21 protein-coding genes and 2 pseudogenes are annotated in these 23642 nt (G+C 58.7%); 12 read left to right on the top strand and 11 right to left on the bottom strand.

Annotated features, from left to right (window positions below; genetic code table 11):
• Positions 1 to 27: 27 nt before the first annotated feature.
• The gene (locus tag M1D43_RS28645) at positions 28 to 1578 is read right to left on the bottom strand and encodes an AbgT family transporter (protein ID WP_015242134.1); all 1551 of its coding nucleotides are present in this window, start codon (positions 1576 to 1578) and stop codon (positions 28 to 30) included.
• A gap of 350 nt (positions 1579 to 1928) precedes the next feature.
• On the opposite strand from M1D43_RS28645, the gene M1D43_RS28640 reads away from it, so the two are divergent.
• Together M1D43_RS28640 and M1D43_RS28635 are read left to right on the top strand one after the other, a co-directional pair.
• Positions 1929 to 3002: a helix-turn-helix domain-containing protein gene (locus M1D43_RS28640; protein WP_234841904.1), complete on the top strand. Its 1074-nt coding sequence runs from the start codon at positions 1929 to 1931 to the stop codon at positions 3000 to 3002.
• A gap of 338 nt (positions 3003 to 3340) precedes the next feature.
• Positions 3341 to 3847 (top strand): cupin domain-containing protein, encoded by a 507-nt coding sequence (locus M1D43_RS28635; RefSeq protein WP_015242136.1) that lies wholly within the window; start codon positions 3341 to 3343, stop codon positions 3845 to 3847.
• A 911-nt stretch (positions 3848 to 4758) separates the two neighbouring features.
• On the opposite strand, the gene M1D43_RS28630 is transcribed toward M1D43_RS28635, so the two are convergent.
• Positions 4759 to 4974, bottom strand: coding sequence for a hypothetical protein (locus tag M1D43_RS28630; protein WP_041169771.1), 216 nt, complete (start codon positions 4972 to 4974; stop codon positions 4759 to 4761).
• A 514-nt stretch (positions 4975 to 5488) separates the two neighbouring features.
• Here M1D43_RS28630 and M1D43_RS28625 point away from each other — a divergent pair.
• The 4 genes from M1D43_RS28625 (at position 5489) to M1D43_RS28610 (ending at position 8702) form a co-directional block, all read left to right on the top strand.
• A complete protein-coding gene (locus M1D43_RS28625; protein WP_318853485.1) occupies positions 5489 to 6073 on the top strand; it encodes a GNAT family N-acetyltransferase in 585 nt (194 codons plus the stop codon).
• A 797-nt stretch (positions 6074 to 6870) separates the two neighbouring features.
• Positions 6871 to 7116, top strand: coding sequence for a hypothetical protein (locus tag M1D43_RS28620; protein ID WP_015242139.1), 246 nt, complete (start codon positions 6871 to 6873; stop codon positions 7114 to 7116).
• 1065 nt (positions 7117 to 8181) lie between these two features.
• Positions 8182 to 8523, top strand: a complete 342-nt coding sequence (locus M1D43_RS28615) for a hypothetical protein (RefSeq protein ID WP_013845580.1) — start codon at positions 8182 to 8184, stop codon at positions 8521 to 8523.
• Between the two features lie 56 nt (positions 8524 to 8579).
• Entirely contained in the window at positions 8580 to 8702 is a 123-nt protein-coding gene (locus M1D43_RS28610; protein ID WP_003528336.1) for a hypothetical protein, read from the top strand.
• A 301-nt stretch (positions 8703 to 9003) separates the two neighbouring features.
• Here M1D43_RS28610 and M1D43_RS28605 read toward each other — a convergent pair.
• The 3 genes and pseudogenes from M1D43_RS28605 to M1D43_RS28595 all read right to left on the bottom strand — a co-directional run bounded on the left by M1D43_RS28605 (position 9004) and on the right by M1D43_RS28595 (position 10743).
• A pseudogene (locus M1D43_RS28605) lies at positions 9004 to 9355 on the bottom strand (PIN domain-containing protein).
• Positions 9339 to 9515: a CopG family transcriptional regulator gene (locus M1D43_RS28600; RefSeq protein ID WP_196315486.1), complete on the bottom strand. Its 177-nt coding sequence runs from the start codon at positions 9513 to 9515 to the stop codon at positions 9339 to 9341. The pseudogene M1D43_RS28605 and the gene M1D43_RS28600 overlap by 17 nt, the downstream one beginning before the upstream one ends.
• 274 nt (positions 9516 to 9789) lie before the next feature.
• On the bottom strand, positions 9790 to 10743 hold the full coding sequence (locus tag M1D43_RS28595) for a LysR family transcriptional regulator (RefSeq protein ID WP_127669544.1): 954 nt from the start codon (positions 10741 to 10743) through the stop codon (positions 9790 to 9792).
• A 48-nt stretch (positions 10744 to 10791) separates the two neighbouring features.
• Here M1D43_RS28595 and M1D43_RS28590 point away from each other — a divergent pair, with 48 nt between their 5' ends.
• Positions 10792 to 11112 carry a nuclear transport factor 2 family protein gene (locus tag M1D43_RS28590; protein ID WP_015242142.1) on the top strand — a complete coding sequence of 107 codons (321 nt, stop codon included), beginning with the start codon at positions 10792 to 10794 and terminating at the stop codon, positions 11110 to 11112.
• Positions 11112 to 11891, top strand: coding sequence for an SDR family oxidoreductase (locus M1D43_RS28585; protein ID WP_013845578.1), 780 nt, complete (start codon positions 11112 to 11114; stop codon positions 11889 to 11891). The genes M1D43_RS28590 and M1D43_RS28585 overlap by 1 nt, the downstream gene beginning before the upstream one ends.
• Before the next feature lie 140 nt (positions 11892 to 12031).
• On the opposite strand, the gene M1D43_RS28580 is transcribed toward M1D43_RS28585, so the two are convergent.
• Positions 12032 to 12658: a DUF924 family protein gene (locus M1D43_RS28580; RefSeq protein WP_434153453.1), complete on the bottom strand. Its 627-nt coding sequence runs from the start codon at positions 12656 to 12658 to the stop codon at positions 12032 to 12034.
• Positions 12659 to 12769: 111 nt separating this feature from the next.
• Here M1D43_RS28580 and M1D43_RS28575 point away from each other — a divergent pair, with 111 nt between their 5' ends.
• A complete protein-coding gene (locus M1D43_RS28575) occupies positions 12770 to 13693 on the top strand; it encodes a LysR family transcriptional regulator (RefSeq protein WP_498814571.1) in 924 nt (307 codons plus the stop codon).
• 545 nt (positions 13694 to 14238) lie between these two features.
• Here M1D43_RS28575 and M1D43_RS28570 read toward each other — a convergent pair.
• Together M1D43_RS28570 and M1D43_RS28565 are read right to left on the bottom strand one after the other, a co-directional pair.
• Complete coding sequence (locus M1D43_RS28570) at positions 14239 to 15216, bottom strand: NmrA family NAD(P)-binding protein (protein ID WP_318853487.1); 978 nt, start codon at positions 15214 to 15216, stop codon at positions 14239 to 14241.
• Positions 15213 to 16304 (bottom strand): alkene reductase, encoded by a 1092-nt coding sequence (locus M1D43_RS28565; RefSeq protein WP_080991249.1) that lies wholly within the window; start codon positions 16302 to 16304, stop codon positions 15213 to 15215. The genes M1D43_RS28570 and M1D43_RS28565 overlap by 4 nt, the downstream gene beginning before the upstream one ends.
• 83 nt (positions 16305 to 16387) lie before the next feature.
• Between M1D43_RS28565 and M1D43_RS28560 the strand changes: the two genes are divergently transcribed.
• Positions 16388 to 17263 (top strand): LysR family transcriptional regulator, encoded by an 876-nt coding sequence (locus M1D43_RS28560; RefSeq protein WP_318853488.1) that lies wholly within the window; start codon positions 16388 to 16390, stop codon positions 17261 to 17263.
• 278 nt (positions 17264 to 17541) lie between these two features.
• Here the strand turns inward: M1D43_RS28560 and M1D43_RS28555 are convergent, their stop codons facing one another.
• Positions 17542 to 19296: a cation:proton antiporter domain-containing protein gene (locus M1D43_RS28555; RefSeq protein ID WP_127540855.1), complete on the bottom strand. Its 1755-nt coding sequence runs from the start codon at positions 19294 to 19296 to the stop codon at positions 17542 to 17544.
• A gap of 194 nt (positions 19297 to 19490) precedes the next feature.
• Here M1D43_RS28555 and M1D43_RS28550 point away from each other — a divergent pair, with 194 nt between their 5' ends.
• A complete protein-coding gene (locus tag M1D43_RS28550; RefSeq protein ID WP_318856889.1) occupies positions 19491 to 20207 on the top strand; it encodes a fimbrial biogenesis chaperone in 717 nt (238 codons plus the stop codon).
• Positions 20208 to 20409: 202 nt separating this feature from the next.
• On the opposite strand, the pseudogene M1D43_RS28545 reads toward M1D43_RS28550, so the two are convergent.
• Both M1D43_RS28545 and M1D43_RS28540 read right to left on the bottom strand, forming a co-directional pair.
• Positions 20410 to 20546, bottom strand: a pseudogene (locus M1D43_RS28545) (nitric oxide dioxygenase); the annotation flags it as partial.
• Between the two features lie 757 nt (positions 20547 to 21303).
• A complete protein-coding gene (locus tag M1D43_RS28540) occupies positions 21304 to 21516 on the bottom strand; it encodes a hypothetical protein (RefSeq protein WP_434153452.1) in 213 nt (70 codons plus the stop codon).
• Between the two features lie 497 nt (positions 21517 to 22013).
• Between M1D43_RS28540 and M1D43_RS28535 the strand changes: the two genes are divergently transcribed.
• On the top strand, positions 22014 to 23513 hold the full coding sequence (locus M1D43_RS28535) for an FAD-dependent oxidoreductase (RefSeq protein ID WP_318853512.1): 1500 nt from the start codon (positions 22014 to 22016) through the stop codon (positions 23511 to 23513).
• Positions 23514 to 23642 lie beyond the last annotated feature (129 nt).

The following is a 23642-nucleotide window of genomic DNA, read 5'->3' as shown; positions in this document are numbered from 1 at the left end:
GCTTAGGTTCTTGAAGCAAAGACCGCTCTACACCCCCCAGGGAAGTCCGAGCATTTTCCAGGCCGCGAACAGCAAGGTCCACAACACGAACATCCAAATCACGTAAGGCAGCATCAGTGACACTATTGTCCCGACCCCAGCCGACCTGTCGTATTTTTGGGCGAAGCCTACGACCAACGCGAAGTACGCATTGAGCGGGGTAATGGCGTTCATCGGGGAGTCCCCGACACGGTAGGCAGCCAGGACCGCCTCCGGCTCGACACCGAGCTTCATCAGGAGCGGCACGAAGACTGGCGCGAATATCGCCCATTTTGCGATTGCGCCGGTCAACAGGAGATCGATGATCGCAACGACGATGATGAAGCCGAGGAGCAGGGGCAGGGCCCCGACGTTGGCGGCCTGCAGCGCGCCGGAAAGGCTCAAAGCCATGACGGTGCCCATGTTGGTATAGGTGAAGTAGGCGACGAACTGGCTAAGCACAAAGAACAGGAAGATCGTACCGCCGAGATTCCTGATGGATTTCTCAACCGCCGTGATCACCTCGGTAAGCGTCCGCAGGGTCCCGGCCCCGATGCCGTAGCACCATCCGGAGACGAGGAAGACCAGCATGATCAATGCTATGAGGCCGTTCATGAAGGGCGAGTTGCCGATAAGCTCGCCGGTTTCGGCGTTCCGGAGCGGTGCCCCGCCAGGCAGCGTCAGAAGGCAGAACACGATCACGAGGCCGATCAGACCGAAGGACGCGAACCGTAGCCCGCGCGATTCGGACGCCGAGAGCGCGGCTCCTTCGTTCGGGCGCTGACCGGTTGCGGGTTCGTCGGGGACGTAGGTGCCAAGTCTGGGTTCGATCATGCGGTCGGAGACGAAGGCAATCACGCCGGTCAGGAACAGTACCGATGCGATGGAGAACCAGATGTTCGACGCCAGCCCGATCGACCTGTTCGCATCGACAAGATGTGCGGCGTCATTGGTGAACTCCACAAGGACCGCATCAAGCGGCTTGATCAGCATGTTGACGGTGAAAGCGCCCGCGACCGCAGCAAACCCCAATGCGAGACCAGCAAGCGGATGACGCCCCACGGCCAGGTAGGCGATACCCGCAAGCGGAATGAGAACGAGATAACCCGCATCCGCGGCAACACTCGCGATGATCCCTACGAAAGCGAGAATGTAGGTCAAGGCCCAGCGCGGTGATACGATAACCAGTTTCCGGATAAGCGCCGTTACGAGCCCGGACTCCTCCGCTACGCCAGCACCGATCATCGCGGCTATCATGAGACCGACTGCAGTGAAGCTCATGAAATTCGGGATGAGCGACACATACATGAAGCGGATGCCGTCGGTATTGAGCAAGCTTCTTATCGAAGTCGTTGAGGACTCGAGCTCATGGGTTCCGGGATTGATCCGCTCGAAAGTCACGGAGGTCCCAAAAATACCCAGAACCGCTGACAGTGCGATTACTACGGTAATCAGAATGAGAAAGATTATGACGGGGTGGGGGACCATGTTGCCCACCTTTTCGACGCCGTCTAGAAACCTTTGCATCACGGTTTTCGAAACCGCTCCCACCGTGGACATGGATACACTCCTGTGCTCCAACCCCCCGCATCCGGGGCGTGATGCCGACATCGCCGCCGCAGGCGAAAGTGGACGTCATCTTAGTTGACGCAACCGCAGAGTCATGAGTACAGAATCCACAACCTGAGCCGTCTGTCCCGAAAACTGAGCCGATTGTGGCGGATATCGTGGGTGCGCTGCCGCAGGCGACGGGCTTTTCCGCCCTCGCAAACTTAAGCAGGCGTGCCTGCAGGCGGCTCTGCTGGCGAAGAACCCCGGCCTGTACACGGTGCGCGTGAGCAGCCGCGGCAGTGATTTATTGACTTTAGTTCAATTAAGCGTACGACTTATGATTGAGCATGCAATAGAGTTTGCAGAAGAACCTCGAAGGTATTGCTATGAATACAATGCCAACGACAAGTGTCGGGCGGGGTATTGACGTTAAATTTGCGTGCTCGATCGATGTAAGTACCCGGTCCTATCCTCGGGAAGATCAGTTCGAGATATTCAAGAATGCACATGCCGGCGTCGCGGATCTAACCTTCTGCAAGAGCGCGGACGGGTCCTTTCCAGCCCGGCTGATGGTGTGGACCCTCGGCTCAATGGTCATTGTCTCCACTATACTGCCTGGAGCAGGTCACGCTCACGAGTGGCGGCATTTAAAGAAGCCGGCCTTAGACAACTGGTACCTGTGGCTTCCACGACGGTCCGTCGATCAGAGCGTTGGCGCGCGGACGATGCCTCATCTGCACTGCCTCGCGAAGCCATTTCACGCCATGGTCGAAGACGAGGGGGCATGCGCCATCTATCTTCCGTCGGAGGGTTTCGTTTCTACATCGATCCTTGATTGCCTGCTCGATAAGTATGTCCAGGGGGCGTTGGGGCATCTCCTCACCGACTACCTCATGCTCTTGGTTCGATCCCTGCCTCACATGACCGTGGCAGAAGTTCCATACGTCGTCGAAGCAACACGGAATCTCGTCGTTGCATGTTTGGCGCCTTCGCCTGATCGTGTTGTAGGCGCTCAAAGACCGATTGCGGCGGTCGTTCTGGAGCGGGCCAAACGCATGATAACCTCGAGACTTGTTGATCGCTCGCTCACGCCCGAGGCGATTTGCCGCGAAATGGGCATCTCGCGCTCGCGGTTGTACAGATTGTTCGAGCCGCTTGGTGGCGTCGCGGCCTACATCCGACACCAGCGCTTGGTTCGGACCCGCACGGTTATTTCCAGTATTGAAGACGTCCGGCCGATATCTCGCATCGCGGAGGAATGGGGCTTCGACGATCCTTCAGCATTTAGCCGGGCCTTTAGGCACGAATTTGGAATGACCCCGAAGGAAGCAAGGGAGATGGGATGGACCGGTGCTGCTGTGCATGTGCATCGGGAGAGGTTTCGTGAAGAAGCCTCGACTACACTCCGCCAGCTCCTTCAAAGGGTAGCGTGATTGCTGTCGCTCGCCTATTCGCGTGACAATGCAGCCGTTTTCACTTCGATAGTATGTAAAAATCTGAGCTATCAGTCTCCCATTTCGAAAACGGTTGCGAGCCGTGACAGTCAACTTCAAGCACCAACCGACGGCGGTTGCGCGCACAAAATGGAAGATCGTTCGACAGCGGCGAGAACAAACGCCGGGTGGGGCCGAACCAATCGTGCCTCCGAATTCTCCACGTGCGCAGTGTGGGGCGCTGATGCTTTGTGCTACGCAGGTCGCATAATGTATCGTCTGGAAGCGATTTTGCGCGGCACCAGTGGGCGGCTAAATTCTAGCGAACGGAGGCCAGCATGTCGGATCACCCTCGTCATTACGGTCATGGCCATCATCAGGCAGAGGACCGGTGGAAACATAACGGCGTTCGCGTCATCAAGGGGGACAAACTCGATGACAACACGGCCCAGACTCCCGGCATGTATCGGCAGGCGGCCATCAATCACGCGCGTGTCGGCGCCCAGAAGATCTGGGCCGGCACGGTGTCAATCGAGCCCAATGCCAAGACCGGCGTGCATCACCATGGTCCGCTCGAGAGCGTAATCTTTGTCGTTCGCGGCAAGGCGCGCATGCGTTGGGGCGACAGGCTCGAATACGTCGCGGAAGCCGGCCCGGGCGACTTCATCTACGTACCACCCTTTGTGCCACACCAAGAAATCAATGCCGATCCCGAGAACGTGCTCGAATGCGTGCTGGTGCGATCCGACAACGAGGCGGTGGTGGTCAATATTACCGATGTCGATCCGGTGGAAAAGCCGGAGGAAGTCTATTGGGTTGATCCAATCCACAAACATCCAGGCTGACCGTTTGGGAGCCTCTGTTTCGTTCGGCGGGCCGGGCTGCCCCGGTTGCGGGATGGACTTCGCCTCACGTTGTCTTGCAGCGCGCGTCGTCGGAAAGCGCCGCTTGCGCCAGGATCGCGCGCCCGCCTAATGGCAGCGTCTGCCCTTCGAATCCTTTCAAGGCGAGGATGCGCAGTCGACTCCGAAAGCCACATTCGCAACGGGGGATCATCGATTGTGCAAAATGGGTAGAACAAGAAGTCCGACGCGAACGGTGGACGCCCCTTTGCTGCCAGAAGGAGTTATCCAGCGGCTGCGAGTGCAAGCGAAGCCAGCAGGGAGGAACGCTCTCTGCCCTACAGCCACCGTCGGACGCGGGTCTTGTAGGCACGATAGACGTCGCCGAACATGCGCTCGAGGTAGACTTCCTCGCGGGCGACCACGCCGTTGCGCATGGCGAAGTAGAACGGTACCAGCGTGATAAGGAGTCACAGGCTATCGAAGCTGACGGAGAGGCCGATCAAGCCGAGAAACATGCCGACATAGATCGGGTTACGGCTGTAGCGGTAAGGACCCTTGTCGAACGATCGTCGTCGTAGGTTGGACGGTCTCGATTCGCGTGCCCGCTCGGCGAAAGGTCGCCGCGGCCCAGACGAGTAGTCCCAGGCCGGCGAGGAACACAATAGCGCCCACCCAGCCGGCCGGCATGGCCGCCGACAGGAAGGGCAGCGGATAGAGAGGATCCAGCACGAGCCCAGCCAGGACCGCAACGGCCAGGCGATCGGTGGCCGCACCACCGCGCCGGAACTGTCACAAAAACTGCCGCCTGCGTCATTCATCCAATTCCCTTCCGCGTGCCCGTACCGGAAGCATTGCCAGGATTCGGATCGCTGGGATGGGATCGACCTAAATCAAGGCGTTTGCCCGACCGCCTAAACAAGCCCGGCGACGGCATAGGCAAGCAGGGTACCGATGATCGAAGCTTGATACCGGAAGATTGCGACCGCGGCTGCCGCTGTCAGCACGAGCGTTGGCAACACCAGTGAGGATGGATCGGGGACGTCGAGTGCGAACCACCCGAGCCTCCATGTAACAACCTTCGAAAACAGCGTGTGCAGGCCGAACCAGACTGCTAGGTTGATGATCACTCCGACGACGGCGGCGGTGATTGCCGATGGGAAGCCGATGAGAAGGAGTCATGTGGAACTTTAGGACAACCCGCAGCGCGAGCAATGATCGCTGCAGCTCAAATCGAGTTCGTATGTCCCTCCGCGAGGACAAGGAGGGGTCGAGCGCGGACGGCAGCTTAGGGATGACATCGATGAGAAGCGGCCGTCTGTAGCGACCTTGAACAGGCATTCCAACGACTTCTCTCGGCTTCTGGAAACAGATATTCAAACACACTTGTCGGCTACCGCCATTTGTTCTGATCTGTAATGGTTACCCGCACCTAAAGACGCTCACTCCCAAGCGGGTCGAAGTCAGTTGCATCTGAGGCGATATCTTTGATTGGCCTATGTCCCAAGGCCAGAGTGGACCGAAGCGAAGCCGGAACCGCCGAGCCGGCAGCAACCGCTATCGCTCCCAAGCCGTCCGGGTTAGGATGCGTAGCTGAGAACGGGCCCGGGCGCCTCGTCGGACCACCTACGCCGGGAGGGCAGTATGAAATCGCCAATAGTGAAAGTTATGGCCGCGGCCGAGGAAGGTCTGGCGGTCGAAACGGTAATGCTGGCGTTTGCAGCGGATCCTATGGCGCGATGGACCTGGCCGAATGCACACCAGTACCTTGCGGCCATGCCGCGAATGATCCGGGCGTTCGGGAGCAGCGCATTCTCTAACGGAAGCGCCTTTTGCACTGACGACTACGCCGGGACGGCGCTGTGGCTATCGCCCGGAGTGCATTCCGACGAGGAAGGGCTTGGTGCGGTGCTCGAGAGCACGGTTGCGCGCTCGCTTGCCCCCGAAACCGCGGCCATATTCGAGCAGATGGCCGCGTACCACCCGACCGAGCCACATTGGTACCTGCCCCTGATCGGCGTCGACCCGGCGCATCAAGGCAAAGGTCACGGCGACGCTTTGATGGCGTACGCACTCGCGCGGTGCGATCGCGATCACGCGCCAGCCTATTTGGAGTCCTCGAACCCGCGCAACATTCCGTTTTACCGACGCTACGGCTTCGAACCGCTCGGCGCGATCCAGTTCGGTTCGTCCCCGACGCTCGTGCCGATGCTACGGCGGACGCGTTGAGCTTCAGTTCGATCTTCGTCGAGGCGAAGACGCGAACGCTTGTGAGTTCGCGTCTATGTCTACAGCGGGGAAATTGCGTGTTCGCCGATTTCTGGATCAGATTGGGTTCAGATCGAGGCTCCGGCTGATCATTGTGCTGCCGCAACAGGTGTCACGAGCGAGCGGTCGAGCGATAGCCTCGCCGCACCCCCCGGCGATCACGCCATCGCCGCCCAGGTCAGCTGGATCGAGGTTCCGGTTTCGCCGCTCGAGGTGACACGCTTATAGGACCATGGTCCGATGATGAAAAGGCAAAGGTCCTACACCCATTGCGGGAGCTCACTGCCGAAGCACATACTCACTGCCCGAGGACACGGCGGCGATTCATCCACTCAACAGATCTTTCGGAGCTTCCCACTATGTCAGCTAGCAAACGATGGAGAGATCGAGCAGCCACGTTCGTTTGGCGCATGGCAACAAGCCCCTTCTCGATCGGCGTCTACATCGCAATCGCAATATGGATCTCGTTTCTTGTGAACGCAGAAACAGGTATTCCGGCTTATCTGCTGATGGCTGCCCAGTTTTTGCTCGTAGTATTTGTCGACCCCCCAAAAAGGGTCGCACAGTACAGAGACCGGCGATATGGCCGGCCAGCACGTTCGCCGAACTCTCGCACAGTGGCTCGCGTCAAGCAGCACCGGTAGCCGCCCCCGGAGTCTTCACCGTGCGCGACGTCCCAACCCTTGCCTGCAGCCGTTCGGCTTCTATCCTTCCTTGATGTTGCTGACCCTATCCGCCGCCTTCGCGGCGGGATCGCCATGCTCTTCTACGTGTACTGCGCACCTGCCATGCACACTCCGATACAGCATTCGGCTCAGACCACGATGGTTGCGGCGGACAGTCATTCCCATGAGCACGGCGACCACTTGCACGATGATCTCGATTTCGTCGGCGACACGAGCACGGCTCCCGACGACCACCATGCCTTAAAGGCAGAGCTGGTGGCGGCGGGGCGTTTGCAACACCGCTGCCCGTCGATCCGTAGTTTCCCCGGCGACCACTAGCCTGAGGGAAAGACCGCCCTACGGGATTGAGCGCCTGCCACGCATCCCAATGTTGAGGTGATCATCGCCACCTTGGCGGCTGTTTAACACCTTCACGGAAACACATCATGAAACAACCGCTCTCGCAGGCGGCAGCCGTGCCATTGCGCCCTTCGGCCAGCTGAACGTCCACAATTTTGGCAATCGGAAACGGTTTAGTCGATGTCCTCAAGGACCTCTCCGACCACCCTTAAAGGGTACTTTGGTATGGACCAGCAAGAGGAGCCCGCCGGGGCGGGCTCCTCTCTAAAAACTAATCACATGCTTGAGCGTCTTCAATAGATAAACTTCTGATGGGTCACCGGGTATAGCCCCCTGGATCGCTCTGGTCCAATCACTTTAGTAATTCGTACTTTACGAAGACCCGGCCGCCATCACTATAGGGCCGACAGTGGACCTGGGGCGTATCTACTCGCCCAACCTCGCAGGAGGAGTCATGGTTCTCGGCTATCGTTGCACTATTCGCCCTGGCTTGGCTGGTAGCTTGAGGAGTAAGCCGGCCGGCACCATTCCTTGCGGCCGATCGCATGGCTCGCCGCAATCCAATTTCGGAATGGGTAGACCGCGGGGAGGCGTACCAAATTGCTGAAACTAACGAAGAGCCGCCAAGCGAGATATCGTGCCGTACTGGACCGGATTAGGGTCGTCGTCGGGCTTCTATTTGTTGCGCTCTAGTTTCTCAAGCATTTACGCCATATTCATCAATACCAAAAGTCACCCAAAGTATGGAAATCGATCTGTAAAAGTTGAGGAATGAATATACCGGTATTTAGAAAAATGTTGTGTTATATCGGAAAAGTCTTTGCGTTATGAGGAAGCGGCATGTTGAGGCGCCGCGAATTTGAATTTTGTTAAAGAAACATGCAGCCACCAATTAACAAATATATTTCGTCGATGGTCGGCAGTATTTGTTTACTTTAATGGTTTTTAAGCGCACTGTAAAAAATCTGGATTGCCATTGGCTCCTGGTCTGAGCGCGGGCCCGCAACGATCCCGATAATCAACCTGATTAGAGGGAATGAAATCATGACACTCGATCAAATTCTTGAACGGACAAAGCCCTATGCGATTGGTTTAGTCGTTGGGCTTATCGCCGCGCCGATCATCGGTTTCAATGCCGGATGGATTACCACGACCAACGCCAGCACCCTAGCGGCAGAGACGGCCAGAGTGGATGCGCTTTCGGGAATCTGCTCAACTGCGGCAGGGCGAATGGCTACTGCCAGCAGCACCGACCTCGCGGCGCTCAAGGGCTACGACAACCGTGCGAAGCGCGACGAACTCGTAGCAGTCATTATGGCGGACATCCAAGTTCCAGCGGACGTCCTCGGCAAGGTCAGCACGAGTTGCAGTCGATCACTATCCTGAAGCACGGCTGCCGCCGCGCTTTGGAGATCTCAATCAGACGGAATCAGGAGACCGCAATGAAAAGCTTCATTCCCGCCCGCTTTTATACCTATGATTTCTCGCGGCTGTTCGTAGCACTTGCGTTTACTCTGGCGATTGCAGTGATTGTCTATGCGTCCCTATTCGGAAGCATCCTGTAGTCGTCTGCGAATATCGGCCGTATAATCTGGAAAGCATCCTGGGAAGGACATGCGGGATGCGGCGGCGCAGCGTGAGCTGCTCCAGGTGGGCAAGGGCCGGTCTAGACCGGCGAGAAGGTCTACATTTGAGCCACCGATTCAGCTGCGCGGTGTCAGAGCTCTGGGTCGCAGTTTACTTCGGCGGACCGGGGCGGACGGTGGGAGTTTTCGGCGGTATTGGGCGAAGAGCGGGACTGTTCCCGTCCTGTGTTGAAAAGATCGCATCATATATCGACGGGGCCTCAGGACCTGTTTGCGGTGATCAGGTGACCGGCGCTGCTGACAGCTTGCGATCGAATGTCGCCAGCTGACCGACACTCCTTCGCAAACGTACGCAGATGGGTGTCAGTTACCTGCCCGGACGTTAGAGATTTCGTGGGAGCGACATCGCCTGACCTGACAACGCTCACATCTTCCGGCCAACAACTATGACCGGGGAGCGACCGCAATTTGCCGACGATCCGGATGACGCCATTTTCGGTTATGGGGGCAGGTGGCCCACGCGGTCTGATCTACCGCCGCGAACCATTCGTGCGCGTTATCATAGCGTATATGGCTCGGATCGGTCAGGGCAGAACATTGACGTCGAGCAGAAAGTCACGGCGGTTCGTCACGCAAGGCGCTGACGATCTCGAGCGTCACGGGGGTGCGTCCGACGACGCGACAGGAGAGGAATTTTTTCACGCTCGCCGCAGGCGCGCGGCCGGCTCCGTGAACGCTCTTGCCAGCTCGGAAAATGACCTCGCCGATACTCCGCTGTTGCTGGGTTGCCATTGCCTCGCGGCGATCCGGACATCGTCTTCGACCGAAAGGGTCGTTCTCATGTCTGCCTCATCGCGCATCAATCATCACGCATCATGTGAGCAAGAGGTCGGGCATCTAAGGCTGATACCGAAGAAAGACAGAGTCATTGAGCCAATCTGTTCATCGCCGGACGGCTTGAAATTATCGAAATCACATTCTCAAATCTGTGCGCCAACTATTGGTCGCAGGTTCGAATCTACTCAACAGCGAGGCCATTGGTCTAAAGGCGCGCTTTGTGAGCGAGTCACTCAGCCGCGCGTCGCGAGAACTCACGCGCTAGTTCCAAGAACGCTCTGATTCCGGCCGATAGATTTCGGCGCCCAGGATAGTACAAGCAAAGCCCGGGATACGGCGGCGTCCAGTCTTCGAGGACACGGACAAGACGCCCCGCCTTGATGTCCGGGAGAACTTCCTGTTCCATGGTGTAGCCCACGCCGGTACTTTCAAGCACCGCAGTCCTCACGATGCTGGCCTCATCGAGTGTGATTGGCCCCCGCACATCGATTTGCAACGGTTCGCCGTCTTTTTCAAACCGCCATCGAAACAGGGAGCCATCAGGCAGCCGAACGCGAATGCACCTGTGATTGAGAAGATCCGGAGGAACGATGGGCTTGCCATGTTGCTCGAAGTACTTAGGAGAACCAACAACGGCGTGTCGCTGAGGCCGGCCGAGCGACAAGGCGATCATGTCGCTGGGAACGAGACCTGCAACCCTGACGCCCAAATCGAACCCGTCCTTGACGATATCGACCATCTTTCCTTCAGTGACGATATCGACATTCATGTCGGGATAGCGGCGCAGAAACTGAAGCACGAGTGGTGAGATGATAGCGCGCGCCGCGAAGGGCGCCGCGTTGATCCGTATTGTTCCGGAAGGTGTTTCGCGTTGCGAGCGCACTGAATCCAGAGCGGCATAGAGATCCTGGAGTGAAGGCGCGACCTGCTGCACAAAGAGTCTGCCTGCATCTGTCAGCGATACGCTGCGCGTAGTGCGGTTGAACAATCGCACGCCCAGCCCTGCCTCAAGCCTGCTTATTGTGTGGCTCAGCGCGGTCGTGGACATGCCGAGATCGATGGCCGCGGCGCGAAATGTCCCGCGCCGGGCAATAGCGATAACTGCTTCAAGTTCCTTCAGGTTGGCTTGTTCCATTGTCCCGATCTGTTCAATGCCGCATGCCAGTTTGTCCCACTTATTCATGCAATGGTCGAGGGCTAATTTGTGGGTCGGTTCATGAGGAGAAACACAATGGATCTGCCCGATATTGTGAACATGTACTTCGACGCCGACAGCTGCAACGACACGGATGCGCTGTCGGAAACCTTTGCGCCCGACGCCGTCGTCGAAGACGAAGGCGCTCGCCATCAAGGCGTCGTCGCAATCCTCAGATGGTGGGTGGCTGCGAAGAAGGCGGCTTCGTACGTTGCTGAACCTTTGAAATCTACGGTCGACGGCGACAAAGCACTCGTACGAGCCAAGGTGAGCGGCCAATTTCCCGGCAGCCCGGTGACCCTCACCTACTCCTTCACCATCAAAGATGGCAGGATCGCCAGGCTGGAGATCCAGTGATGATCGAATTTCTCAACCTCAGAGGCAAACGAGCCCTCATTACGGCTGGAACCAAGGGTGCCGGCGCTGCGACCGTCAGTCTGTTTCTGGAACTCGGCGCGCAGGTGCTGACGACAGCGCGGGCGCGTCCAGAAGGCCTCCCGGAAGAGCTGTTCGTCGAAGCGGACCTGACCACTAAGGAAGGATGTGCAATCGTCGCCGAGGCCACGCGTCAACGCCTCGGCGGAGTCGACGTCATCGTCCATATGCTGGGTGGCTCGTCAGCCGCCGGGGGCGGCTTTTCGGCGCTATCGGATGATGACTGGTACAAGGAGCTGTCGCTCAACCTCTTCGCGGCTGTTCGATTGGACCGGCAACTGGTTCCGGACATGGTTGCCCGAGGAAGCGGCGTCGTCGTGCATGTCACATCCATCCAGAGAGTACTGCCGCTTCCGGAATCGACGACAGCCTATGCCGCAGCAAAGGCCGCGCTTTCGACCTATAGCAAGGCGATGTCGAAGGAAGTTTCGCCCAAGGGTGTCCGGGTCGTCCGGGTGTCGCCGGGCTGGATCGAAACGGAAGCCTCGGTTCGCCTCGCCGAGCGCCTGGCGAAGCAGGCCGGAACGGACCTTGAAGGCGGCAAAAAGATCATCATGGACGGACTGGGCGGCATTCCGCTGGGTCGTCCGGCAAAACCGGAAGAGGTCGCAAACCTGATCGCATTCCTCGCCTCGGATCGCGCCGCTTCGATCACCGGTGCCGAATACACGATTGATGGGGGGACGGTGCCCACAGCGTAGGCGGCGACATGCACCTGCAAATCAGGCGGGCGCCTCCCACCCGCCGATTTGGGAACAAGTCGCTTTGCGGAGATAACGCACGTCGCGGTTCAGAACGGCTAACTCCGTCGGCGTCTGGGTCGAGGCCTGCAAGCACGTCCTTATCCTGCAAACCCGCCCGCGTCCAAAAACCGCTGTTCCTTCTCCGTCATCATCCGCCCAAGAATGACGTTGCGGTGCGGGAATCGCCCGAAGCGGTGAATGATGTCGTGGTGGCGCTTTGCGTTGGACAGGCTCGGCTCTCCCAGGCGTCCGGCGAGCTCGACGGATCGCTCCTGATCGGCGAGCTTTTCAGAATGGCCGAAAGGGAGATAGAAAAAGAGCTGCAGATCGGGCGGTCCTTTGAGATCGTGACCAGCGTCGACCGCGGCCCATGCAACGCCAAGCGCCAGGGGGTCGGTGTCGTACATACGCCGCGTGCCGCGAAAGGCATTGCGCGGGAATTGATCGAGGAGAATTAGCAGCGCCAGCGTCTTTTCCGGGGAAGCGGTCCACTTAAAAAGCTCGCCGCGCCTCGCCGTTTCGTAGGCAGTGAGGAAGCGATCGCGAAAGGCGCGGTCGAACTCGGCGTCCTTGGCAAACCAACGCGTCAGCCCGGCCTCGCGCCAGAAATCGATGACTGCCGCCGCCTCAGCCGGCGCCGCAAGTGCTTCGCGCAATCGCCTGTTGAAGACCGGATCCGCCGCCGCGGGGCTTTGCGCCCGGGTCGCCGGTGTACCAGGTGAAATCGCTCATATCTTTCCTCCGTAGCGTTTTCAGTGGGGACCGCGTGGCCTCGCCTGTAGCAGAGAGAACTACGCAGTTGTTCATGCTGAACAAAGTGATATAATTTCAGCATTATGCTGAATGAAATCGACCTGTCACGTGCCGATCTCAATCTCCTGGTGCTCTTCGAAATGGTGCTGGAGGAGAGGAATGTCGGTCGCGCGGCGGCGCGGCTGAACCTCTCCGCCTCCGCCGTCAGCCACGGTCTTGGCCGCCTCCGGCGGTTGCTCAACGACCCGCTCTTCCTCAAGACGCCGAAGGGCGTGGTCCCAACCGAGCGCGCCAGGGCGCTGGCGGCGCCGATCGCCGATATCCTAGCGCGGGTGAGAAGCGTCATTTCGACCGCCGAGCCTTTCGATCCGGCACACACCCGCCGTCGCTTCACCATCGGTACGGCGGATGGCTTCTCGGTGTTCCTGCCGCCGCTGCTTGACGAAATCGCCCGCAAGGCGCCGGGCATCGATATCGTCGTGCGCCACATGCAGATGGAGTCGACTCTTTCCGATCTCGATGGGCGGTTGATCGATGTCGCGGTCGCGCCCTTTTACGAGCTGCCGGCCCGCTTCGCCGCTCAAAGGCTCTACGAGGAAGAATTCGTGGTGGCGGCTAGGATTGGCCATCCGTTCCTCAAAAACCCGACGCTCGAAAACTATTGCCGCATGCAGCACCTGCTCGTCGCCCCCAGAGGCGATCCCCGGGGTCTCGTTGATCAACTGCTCGAGAGCCGCAACCTTTCCCGCCGGGTCGCGCTAGCGGTGCCGAATTTCATGCTGGCGCTTGATCTCATCGTGAAAACAGAACTGGTCTCCGTACTGCCGAAACGCTTCATCGAGATGCCTGCGGAGCGCTTCGCCGTTGCCACCGCAAGGCTGCCGTTCGATCTTGCCATCAGCTCTATCCAGGCGGTTACGCCAAAGGCGGCGCTGATGGATGCCGGTCTCGTCTGGCTTCTCCAGGTGCTCGGGCGAGCGGACTGCGACGCCGAAAGCTCGCTATAGCGAATTGTTCGTGTCTGTCGTTGCATTCCGCAAGTGGGCTATGGCGGAAGCCCGCTCGGGCGCATCCGGTGACGTCAACTTGACGAGGAGCTTATTCCAGGGTTGGAGCTTTTTGCTTCGAGCTTGATGAAGGTAAGACTGGTTGGTGCTGACAGCAGCGCGTATCGCCCGAACCCCATACTCTCGCTGGCGACGCAATCTCGGCCCTTGGATGGCTCGGTGGAGTTCTGCGCCGCTCGGCAACGCAATGGTAGCCAGGGAGCCTCGGAACCCGGGTGCAAGCGGCCGAGTCATGTCGACCATGGATCCGCAAGTTCCGAAAGCTCCTGCGGCTCTACCCGCGTCTGCCCGAGGCGGCTGACCAAGGGGCCCTGCGCCAAATTGGCTTTGGCTTGAGGACTTAAAGTCGTCGCACTGGAATTACCTGCTCTGGCCTTTTAAGCGCTGTCGGATCACTCACCAGAGGTCCTTCCTCTATGATTTTCTAATTCGGCCGAAAGGCAGGTGCCCATTCCGCTACTCTTGAACTGCCGGCACACTATGCATCACGAAATTAGTTGCTGGCTTTTCGCCCATCGCGTGATCGCATCTCGGGATGTAGGGGCGGGTCCGAAGAAGTGCTCTTGCTTCGAAATGTTCGAAACATAGACGCCCTTCTTGAAGAACAGCAACATCTGGATCAGATCGTAGCCAAGCTCGGAAAACGGCTTTACCGGGTGTACGAGCAAGCGGAGAACCAGCCAGGGCACAACCCGGACCTTAAGAGATTTCTTCGCAATTTCGGAGACGAGATCGGCAATCTCTTGCTGGCTCTTGGGGCCATCGCGCGAGCCGACATCGATCGTTTGGTTGTTGATCTCACTGCCAGGAAACGTCGCGGCTTTGGCGAGATATGACGCCAGATCATCTGTGAGAACATAGGACCATCTCGTAGTCTTATCGCCCATCGCCAGGAACCGGCCTGTTTGGGCACCCTTCGCAATAAAGTCCGTACTCTGATCGAGAAATGTGGGCGCGCGGAGAAATACGTACGGCACCCCGGAGGCCTGGATCAGATCCTCGGCCACTTTCTTGGCGTGGAAATGCGGGACTGCTGACGCGGCCTCGCAGCTAACGATGCTGAGAAAGACAAATCGGCCAACGTTGGCTCTTGCTGCCGCCTCGATTAGATTCCTGTTGCCCTGGAAATCCGTGTCGAGGCTTCCCTTCATGTAACTGTTAGCCGAGGTGACGACGACGTCCACACCCTGCAAAGCACGATCCAACGACCCTGGATCCATCATGTCGCCGCGCACCCATTCGACGTCGGCGCTCTCATTTGAGGGGGCGCCCTTACGCGACATCGCAACGACGGCAACGCTCGCATCATGCGCCAGGTTGCGGAGAATTTTGGTTCCGAGGAAGCCTGTTGCGCCGACGACCAGAACTTTCTTTTTCGCCGCGGCGCTTGAATTTGCGGTGTCGGCAAGCACCTCGTTATCCGAGGGATGCGGTGATTGGGTCAATTTAAAATCTCCGGTCATGAACTGGTATTGGTTCGGGCGCTCAGGACAGGGTAATCGATGTAACCCTTTGCAGCCCCACCGTAGAAGGTTTTGGGATCTGACTCGTTCATCGCCGCATCAGCCTTCAGTCGCGCGACGAAGTCCGGATTGGCGAGAACCATCTGACCAAAGGCTTCGAGATCGGCCAGTCCGGAGGCCACGTCTGCGCCGATCTGGCCGCGCGGACGACCCGGCCGGTTGAGGATCAGCGGCTGGCGCCAGAGCTTGCGGATATCGGCAAGCAACGGCTCGTTACTCTGGTGCAAGATGTGCACATAGGCGAGCCCGAGCTTGTCGAGTTCGGCGACGAGATAGCGGTAGAGGTCCGGCCCCTCGGCGCCTTCGTCGATCCCCCACAACGCCGTGCCGGGGGACAGTCGGATTGCGGTTCTGTCCGCACCGACCTCCTCGGCGATCGCCGTGGCCACCTCAATGGCGAAGCGGGCGCGGTTCTCGATGGAACCGCCATATTCGTCCGTGCGCGTGTTGGCACTCGGCGCGAAGAATTGCTGGACGAGGTAGGCGTTTGCGCCGTGAATCTCGATACCGTCGGCGCCGGCCTCGATCGCCGAGCGGGCCGCGTGGCTGAATTCGGCGACGGTCCGGCGCACTTCTTCGGTCGTCAGCGCGCGCGGCGTGGGAATGTCCTGCATCCCTGTCGCGGTGAACATGCCCGCTCCCGGCGCGATCGCGGACGGTGCGACACCCTGGCGATGATGCGGCGTGTTGTCGGGATGCGACATACGCCCGGCGTGCATCAGCTGAATGAAGATGTGGCCGCCTTTGTCGTGCACAGCGGACGTGATCTTCCGCCAGCCGGCGATGTGAGCAGGCGTGTAGATGCCCGGTGTGGTGAGATAGCCCTGGCCGTCATCCGAGGGCTGGGTGCCTTCAGTGACGATCAGGCCGAGGCGGGCGCGCTGGACATAATATTCGGTAGCCAGCTCTCCTGGCGTACCATCGAAGGCGGCGCGGCTGCGGGTCATGGGTGCCATGACCAACCGGTTGGGAAGCATGTAGCGGCCGACGCGGACAGAGGTGAACATGGGATTCATCGGGATCTCCATTTGCTAGAGCCCTTGTCCACTATTCCAATTTAAGGATAAATCCGGCAAAGTTGAAATCAGTTTTCCATCTATGGCGCAGTCACATGAGACATTTGAACGACATGGCACTATTCGTGGAGGTCGCCAGAGCCAGAAGCTTTCGGAAGGCTGCGGAGGCTCTCGGAATGCCAAACTCCACCCTGTCGCGACGTGTCAGCGAATTGGAGAAGGCGATCGGTTTGAGGCTCCTTCACCGCACGACACGCAAGGTAGAGCTCACCGAGGCCGGTCAGCTCTATTATGAACGAAGCAAGCGGATCGTCGACGAGGCTCGGCTCGCGCACGAACAGCTCGGCACGATGCTTAACCAGCCCAGCGGTGTCCTCCGGGTTTCGCTCCCGGTCGATCTCGCTACCTTTTACCTTACGCCGATCATCGGCGAGTTCGCACTGCACTATCCCGGCATCACGTTCGAATTTGATCTGACCCCGCGCCGGGTCGATCTGGTCGCCGAGCCATTCGATGTGGCGATCCGCATAGGCAAACTCGAAGATTCCGGTCTGATCACTCGCCTGATCGGGCGGCATTCGCGCCACCTCTATGCTTCTCCTGGCTACATCGAGGCGTCCGGCGAGCCCGCCACACCGGCGGAACTGGCTGAACATGAATGCATCGGCATGCTGCGAAGCCCGATCTGGAGTTTGCACCAGGGGATAAACAAGGTCGATGTCGCCGTTCGCGGCCGCTTCACGCTCAACAGCGTCGGGATGATCCGTGCCCTGGCCGTCAACCACCAGGGTATCGCCCTGCTCCCCGAGAAGATCGTTGCTGAGGACGTGGCATTCGGCCGTCTCCGACGCATTCTGCCCGAGTGGCAGGGCTCGGCGGTCAGCATTTTCGCCGTCACCGAAACACGCCTCATTCCGGCCAAGACCCAGCGTTTCATCGAATTCCTGTCCTCCAGGTTAATGGAAGCTTGAACATGCTGGAGGCTCTTATGCACGCGGGATCGGCAACGGCGCCGTCGGAACCACCAACACCTACAACCAATTGCTGCAATATCAGCGGAGCCGATGCTCCATTTTGGCGACGTCGGCCCGCGGCCGGTGCGATGCGCCTACAATCGGCAGCAGTTAGGAGTAGAACGCCGTCCGCCGTCTGGTGGTCATCGCCATTGGTCAGAACTGACTTCTCAGAACGACCGCCTCGGGGAGACAAGCCTGTCCAAGGCGCGGGAATAACTGAAGGTCCTACAAGGCTACTCGGACGTGAGGCGGGATTCGCTATCGCTAGGGGTGGTGATGTCAGGTGCATTGATATTGCTCAAGATATGTTCCGAGATGCTCCGAGCAATCTCCTTCTCGCCCATTATGATCAGATTTGCGCCCAATCTCTTTAAGTACTCGACCTCGGCATCGGAATGGGCGCGAGCGATAATCTCTAACTTCGGATTGGTGGCGCGGGCGTGTTCGATGAAATTGCCACTCTCGAATGGATTCGGAATAGCGCTGATCAACCACTTAGCCGAGTTAACGTTGGCGGCCTCGAGTAGCCCTGGCTGAGCGGCGTTCCCTGAAATGACGTCAACGCCGCCGGCGCGTAGTTGATCAGCAACCACTTGCCGTTCCTCGACGATCAGGTATGGCTGCCCTGCGTTCTGCAATGTCTCGGCGACCAAGCGTCCCACGCGTCCATAGCCGACAAGGATTGCATGGTCAGTAAGGCTGGTAGTTGTCAGTTTGGGTGTGATGTCGATCCGGCCTTCTTCTTCCGTCCTGACTGGCGCCCGATTTTCGAGCCGTGGCATCAGCCGATCCAATCCGGCAAATAAAAGCGGATTGATGAGGATCGAAAGGATCGCTCCGGCAAGTACCAGGTCACGTCCCGTCTCTGGAAGGAGATTAAGTTCAACACCTAACCCCGCAAGGATAAAGGAGAACTCGCCTATTTGTGCCAGGCTCAGGCCGAGTGTCACGGCTATGGGCAAAGAATAGCCGAACATGACGGCGATGGCGGATGCGGCTGCAGCATTACCAATTACGATGATCAGGAATGTTGCAGCGACGAGCAGCGGTTGCTCAACCAAAATCATGGGGTTGAACAACATGCCTACGGAGACAAAGAAGAGCACGGCAAATGCGTCGCGCAACGGAAGCGTCTCCTGAGCGGCCCTTTGGCTCAACTGCGATTCGGCGAGAATCATTCCCGCAAAAAAGGCGCCGAGAGCGAATGAGACCCCGAAGAGTTCCGCGGCCCCGAAAGCCACTCCGAGGGCAATCGCGAGCACGGCTAGACGGAAAAGTTCTCGCGAGCCCGTATGAGCTACGTAGTGAAGAATCGCGGGAATGACACGCCGGCCGACGATTGCCATGAGCGCAAAGAAGGTGGCGAGCTTGGCCAACGTAAGTCCGAGCGCACCCGAAATCGTATGCGGCTCAAAAAATGTTAGCATTCCGCTGTTTTCTCGTTCCGCCCGGTTCGCAGTACCGCCGAGGACATCGGCGAAGGCTGGCAACAATACGAGCGCGAGGATCATGGCGACGTCCTCGACGACGAGCCATCCGACGGCAATACGCCCTCCATCGGTTTCCAGTTGTCGCTTCTCCTGCAAAGCTCGGAGAACCACAACCGTGCTCGCCACTGACAGGGCCAATCCAAACACGAGGCCAGCTCCGATCGGCCATCCGATCGCCTGCGTGACGATGAATCCAAGCGATGTCACCAGAGCCATTTGACCGAAGGCCCCGGGAACCGCGATCGTCCGTACCGAAAGTAGATCGTGCAAGGAGAAATGTAAGCCTATGCCAAACATCAACAGGATTACACCGAGCTCGGCGAGTTGGCGCGCCAACGCTTGGTCTGCAACAAAGCCGGGCGTGAACGGACCAATCAACACACCTGCCAAGAGATAACCGACTAGCGGCGACAGGCGAAGTCGGTTCGCCAGCGTGCCGAGAATGAAGGCAAGCCCAAGGCCGGCAACAAGGGTAGCGATAAGTGGCGTGTGGGGCATTTCTCCCGATCCGGTCGGATTTCATTCAGAGGCCAAGTGCTGCACGAACCTAGAAATAGTGGACTACCACGTGGATGTCTCGATACCTTTCGCCACAAATATAGGATGCTGGCGTCGAGCGTCGTTGTATGACAATTTCTCGGGTGTGTGGGTCTCGCACAGAAGCCATGCTGACCAATGGACAGGAGATCGCCATGACTTCCATACTGAAGAGCACCGGCGCAGTTGCTTTGCTCCTACTGTACACCCTCACCGCCAATGCCACTTCGCTCATGATTTCGCCATCCTCCATCGAGCGTGTTGCACCGGATCGAGCAGCGGTTTTCCACCTCAGAAACCAGATGGACCGGCCGATTAGCATAAAGGTGCGGGTCTTCCGTTGGAGCCAAAAAGGCGGGGTAGAGAAACTGGAGCCGACTGGCGACGTGATCGCAAGCCCGATATCAGCGCAGCTGTCGCCGAACGGCAACCGCGCCGTCCGTGTGGTCCGCGTCAGCAAGGAACCGCTACGCTCTGAGGAGGGCTACCGAGTGGTGATCGATGAGGCTGATCCAACACGGAACACGCCCGAGGCCGAAAGCCTTTCAGCCCGACACGTTCTGCCAGTCCTTTTCCGTCCGCCGGACGTCCTTGGGCCGGAGATTGAATTGAGTCTAACGCGCTCCGATGGCTGGCTTATGCTCGTGGTCGAAAATAAGGGGGCGAGCAGGCTGAGACTGTCCGATGTGACGCTGGCGCAGGGCAGTGCAGTCATTGCCCGCCGAGAAGGGTTTGTCGGTTATGTGCTGCCAGGCCTGACGCGGCACTGGCGAGTTGGCAGAGAAGACAGTTATTCTGGTGGCATTGTTACCGTTTCAGCGAATAGCAGCGGCGGCGCGATCGGCGAACAGCTTGTGGTGAGCGGTCGCTAGGGCTCTCGCATAGGTTCCTCCCCGGACATTCGAAATACGCCGGTGTCCCACTGTTGACAGGACTTGCGCGTTGAACGATCCGGATCAACGCCGCACACTTCGCATGATCTTCGCCGGCCGAGTCAAAATTTCGGCCTCATCAAACTGTGAGGCTTTCTGCGTTAGCTACGACCGGATCGCCGGCCTCTGACATTGCGGCTGTTTCTTCACGGACAATGAATTGGCGCCAACCGGTCACACCACCCTGCCGCTCTAGAGTGCACTCTCCATCCCGGCCGGAATGCCCGCAGGATTGCCATAGGCTTGCGCCCAGGCTGATATGATCTCATCGGTGGCAGCAGCAGCGCCGACCTTGTAGTAACGACACTTGTGCGGCTGCGACAGGGCTCTACCAGGCCAGAGTATATAAAGTATGATGAATCATCGGGCCCCTAATTTCTTATTGCTTCTGCAAGACTACCGGGTAATATCCTTTGTGCAGCGGCACATCTTTCCTGAATTGCCCTTAGAAATTTCTGTATTGGCGAGGGGGAAGAAGTATTGCGGTGTCGATGCTTGATGTTGCATGAGAATACAGTTTGAACATTGATTGAGCCCGGATCGCAATGGTCCGGGCTTCTTTCGACCTCAAACGATTATTGTAAAACTGGGGAGACAAGCCGTTTCGACACGAGCAAGGCCAGCCTTTTCAAGGTTAACCCTCAAACGCAGCCTTGCTCCTAAGACTGCGAGCCATGCCAGGGCGAACTTCATCCAACAAATTGACGCCGGCAGGCAGAACCGCATCTGTATGATCGTGAGACTGCAACACGGCTCGACCTCTTCGAACTGACCTCTAGCAAGCGTCCCCGTACAGTTTGCCGTCAGCGAAATCATGCGCCTCAGGTGGTTCGCGAGCAAGAGGTTTGCTCCCTGCTACGGAAGTCATGACAAGTTCAATATGGTGGAGGGGCTTTCTCGGAGATTTCCAGCCGCCGGGTACTTGGAGGCGTTGTTTCAGGCGATGTTCACGCGGGCCTCCGCAGCATACCGCAGGATGTTCTCGATCTGTAATCAAAGGGTCGCGTCGCACCGCACTATGGTAGTTGTGCACCGCTCAACCCGCCCTATTGAACGTCGTCACCTCGTGCGTGCGCTGGCCCTCATACCTGAACATCATCGGCTTCCGGCCCGCCATGTAACCTGTCTCCACCCAATGCGACCCCAGATCGATGTGAGCCGGTCCTGCCACCAGCGCCACACCGGCATCGGGTGCCAATCCATGTTCGACGAACAGCAGCTTGCCGGCAGGTTTGAGTACGCGCCGCATTTCTGCAATCGCCGCAACCGCCTGGGATTGTACGCAAGGTGCAGGTGGTCACGACTGTGCCGACGCTCTGATCGTCGAGGAAGATGGATACTGCCGTCCCCTCGATGAAGCTGACGGGCATTCCCGGATCCGGCACGCGACGCGCCATCGCTAGACGCTTTGGGGCCGTTCGAGTGGGAGAACTTCCTAGCCGGCCGGTAAAAAGGGCAAGTTAAGGCCCGAACCGATTTCGGCCTCAACGACTCGTCCTCCGCCACGCCGATCAGTTGCTCTCGATAGGGTCGCGGTCGGTCATGGCGCATCGAAAGATCACAGAGCTTCGGCAAGATGATACCGGTGTAGATGCCCATGTGGTGTCGCCGTGCTCACAACGACGCGCCTCGAACGTGCTCGGCAATTTATGATAGTTGATTTTAAGGGATTGCGTTTGGAGGGCTGCGCCCGGCTGTAGAGTTCGGTCCGGAACATTCGCGAACGGCTGTGGTTATCGAAATCACATGCAATCGCAGGACGTCGTCTGGATGGTCAACTTGCCGGGAAATCGCGGAAGCTGCTGGGTGGCCACCGCCGACCGAACGGGCTATCCGCAACTCGACAGTTCGATACATGCCGAAAACGTGGTCGTCGGTGGCGGGATAGTCGGGCTCACCACAGCGCTGCGTCTCCTCGAGGCGGGACGTTCAGTGATCCTTGTCGAAGCGCTTGAGATTGGCCAACAGGTGACCGGCCGCTCGACAGCAAAGATCACCACCCAGCACGCGCTGATCTACCGCCATCTGGTCGACACTTACGGTGTGCCAACGGCGCGCAACTATGCCGAGGCGAATTCGGCAGGAGCCGAATTGATCAAGGACTGGATCCGGGAATATGGGATCGCCTGCGACCTGGAACGCAAGGATGCATACACGTACGCCACGAGCTCGAAAGGACGCGGAGCGATCAAGGCCGAGGCAGAGGCTGCGCGGCAAGTCGGGCTGCAGGCGGAGGTACTCGACCGCGCACCGCTTCCCTTCGAGACGGTCGGCGCGCTTTGTTTTGCCGATCAAGCGCAATTCAATCCGTCCAAATACCTTGTCGGTTTGGCGCATACCGTGGCGGACCGAGGCGGTCGCATCTTCGAACACAGCCGCGCGATACTGATAGGCGAGGCGAGCCGGTGGCGCGTCGTTACCGCTCACGGGACAGTTCACGCGGAAAACGTGGTTGTTGCGACGAACATGACCGTCAAGAGCCCGGTAGGGATGGCAAACCGAACGCAGCCGCGGTGTCATACCGCAATGGCCTTCCGCGTTGATGATCCGCTCGTCATCGATGGTATGTTCATCGGCATTGATGATCCCACGCACTCGTTTCGAACCGGCCGGGATGACAGAGGTCCGCTGCTTGTCGTGCTAGGCCCCAAGTTTAACACCGGTCAGGATGGGAACGTCGCGGCACGATTCGTCGACCTGGAAGAGTGGGCGCGAAAGAACCTGCGCGTCGGCGATGTTGCCTGGCGTTGGTGCAATGAGGACTACGACACGGCGGATCGAGTGCCTTATGTCGGCGAACCCGATCCCGACAACGCTCCGGGTTTCCATATCGCCACTGGTTTCAATGCCTGGGGCATCAGCAATGGGACCGCAGCTGGCATGATGATCGCGGACAGGATCCAAGGCCGGTCCAGTCCATGGCAGAGGCTCTACAACCCGACCCGGACCTACCCCAAGGACTATCATCAGAACGGCGAAAGCCAGTCGATTGTCGGACGTGCCGACGACATCCCGCGGGGCGAGGGCGGAGTGATCCTCAGGGGTGACGAGAAGATCGCGGTGTGTCGGGATGTTGAAGGGTCGCTCCACGCCGTTTCCGCAACCTGCACGCACAAGGGCTGCACGGTGACCTGGAACAACGCCGATGGCACTTGGGATTGCCCCTGCCACGGCTCCATCTTTGCATCGGACGGGTCGGTAATCCACGGTCCGGCGCGCAAGCCGCTTGCCCCCGTGAAGCTGTGAAGCAGCCGCAATGAGCAGGTGAACGCCTTCGAACGACGCCATGCGGTCCTCTTTGCTTGGGGGCGTGCGGATTAGAGACTTCTGGAGTATGCTGAAGAACCTTGCACTCCGAGTAAACGGAGAAGGAGC

It is taken from the genome of Ensifer sp. R1-3 (assembly GCF_056739175.1).
The sequence above is the reverse complement of the archived record's forward strand: the minus strand, read 5'-3'. Positions and strand labels throughout refer to the sequence as shown.

What these genes read in the sequence shown, in the direction of transcription:
- M1D43_RS28555 (WP_127540855.1), bottom strand. Translation starts at nt 19,296, where the DNA reads ATGCCCCACACGCCACTTATCGCTACCCTTGTTGCCGGCCTTGGGCTT.
- M1D43_RS28595 (WP_127669544.1), bottom strand. Translation starts at nt 10,743, where the DNA reads ATGAATAAGTGGGACAAACTGGCATGCGGCATTGAACAGATCGGGACA.
- M1D43_RS28550 (WP_318856889.1), top strand. Translation starts at nt 19,491, where the DNA reads ATGACTTCCATACTGAAGAGCACCGGCGCAGTTGCTTTGCTCCTACTG.
- M1D43_RS28570 (WP_318853487.1), bottom strand. Translation starts at nt 15,216, where the DNA reads ATGACCGGAGATTTTAAATTGACCCAATCACCGCATCCCTCGGATAAC.
- M1D43_RS28585 (WP_013845578.1), top strand. Translation starts at nt 11,112, where the DNA reads ATGATCGAATTTCTCAACCTCAGAGGCAAACGAGCCCTCATTACGGCT.
- M1D43_RS28565 (WP_080991249.1), bottom strand. Translation starts at nt 16,304, where the DNA reads ATGGAGATCCCGATGAATCCCATGTTCACCTCTGTCCGCGTCGGCCGC.
- M1D43_RS28600 (WP_196315486.1), bottom strand. Translation starts at nt 9,515, where the DNA reads ATGGCAACCCAGCAACAGCGGAGTATCGGCGAGGTCATTTTCCGAGCT.
- M1D43_RS28625 (WP_318853485.1), top strand. Translation starts at nt 5,489, where the DNA reads ATGAAATCGCCAATAGTGAAAGTTATGGCCGCGGCCGAGGAAGGTCTG.
- M1D43_RS28540 (WP_434153452.1), bottom strand. Translation starts at nt 21,516, where the DNA reads ATGCGGCGCGTACTCAAACCTGCCGGCAAGCTGCTGTTCGTCGAACAT.
- M1D43_RS28535 (WP_318853512.1), top strand. Translation starts at nt 22,014, where the DNA reads ATGCAATCGCAGGACGTCGTCTGGATGGTCAACTTGCCGGGAAATCGC.
- M1D43_RS28615 (WP_013845580.1), top strand. Translation starts at nt 8,182, where the DNA reads ATGACACTCGATCAAATTCTTGAACGGACAAAGCCCTATGCGATTGGT.
- M1D43_RS28610 (WP_003528336.1), top strand. Translation starts at nt 8,580, where the DNA reads ATGAAAAGCTTCATTCCCGCCCGCTTTTATACCTATGATTTCTCGCGG.
- M1D43_RS28560 (WP_318853488.1), top strand. Translation starts at nt 16,388, where the DNA reads ATGAGACATTTGAACGACATGGCACTATTCGTGGAGGTCGCCAGAGCC.
- M1D43_RS28645 (WP_015242134.1), bottom strand. Translation starts at nt 1,578, where the DNA reads ATGTCCACGGTGGGAGCGGTTTCGAAAACCGTGATGCAAAGGTTTCTA.
- M1D43_RS28635 (WP_015242136.1), top strand. Translation starts at nt 3,341, where the DNA reads ATGTCGGATCACCCTCGTCATTACGGTCATGGCCATCATCAGGCAGAG.
- M1D43_RS28620 (WP_015242139.1), top strand. Translation starts at nt 6,871, where the DNA reads ATGCTCTTCTACGTGTACTGCGCACCTGCCATGCACACTCCGATACAG.
- M1D43_RS28575 (WP_498814571.1), top strand. Translation starts at nt 12,770, where the DNA reads ATGCTGAATGAAATCGACCTGTCACGTGCCGATCTCAATCTCCTGGTG.
- M1D43_RS28590 (WP_015242142.1), top strand. Translation starts at nt 10,792, where the DNA reads ATGGATCTGCCCGATATTGTGAACATGTACTTCGACGCCGACAGCTGC.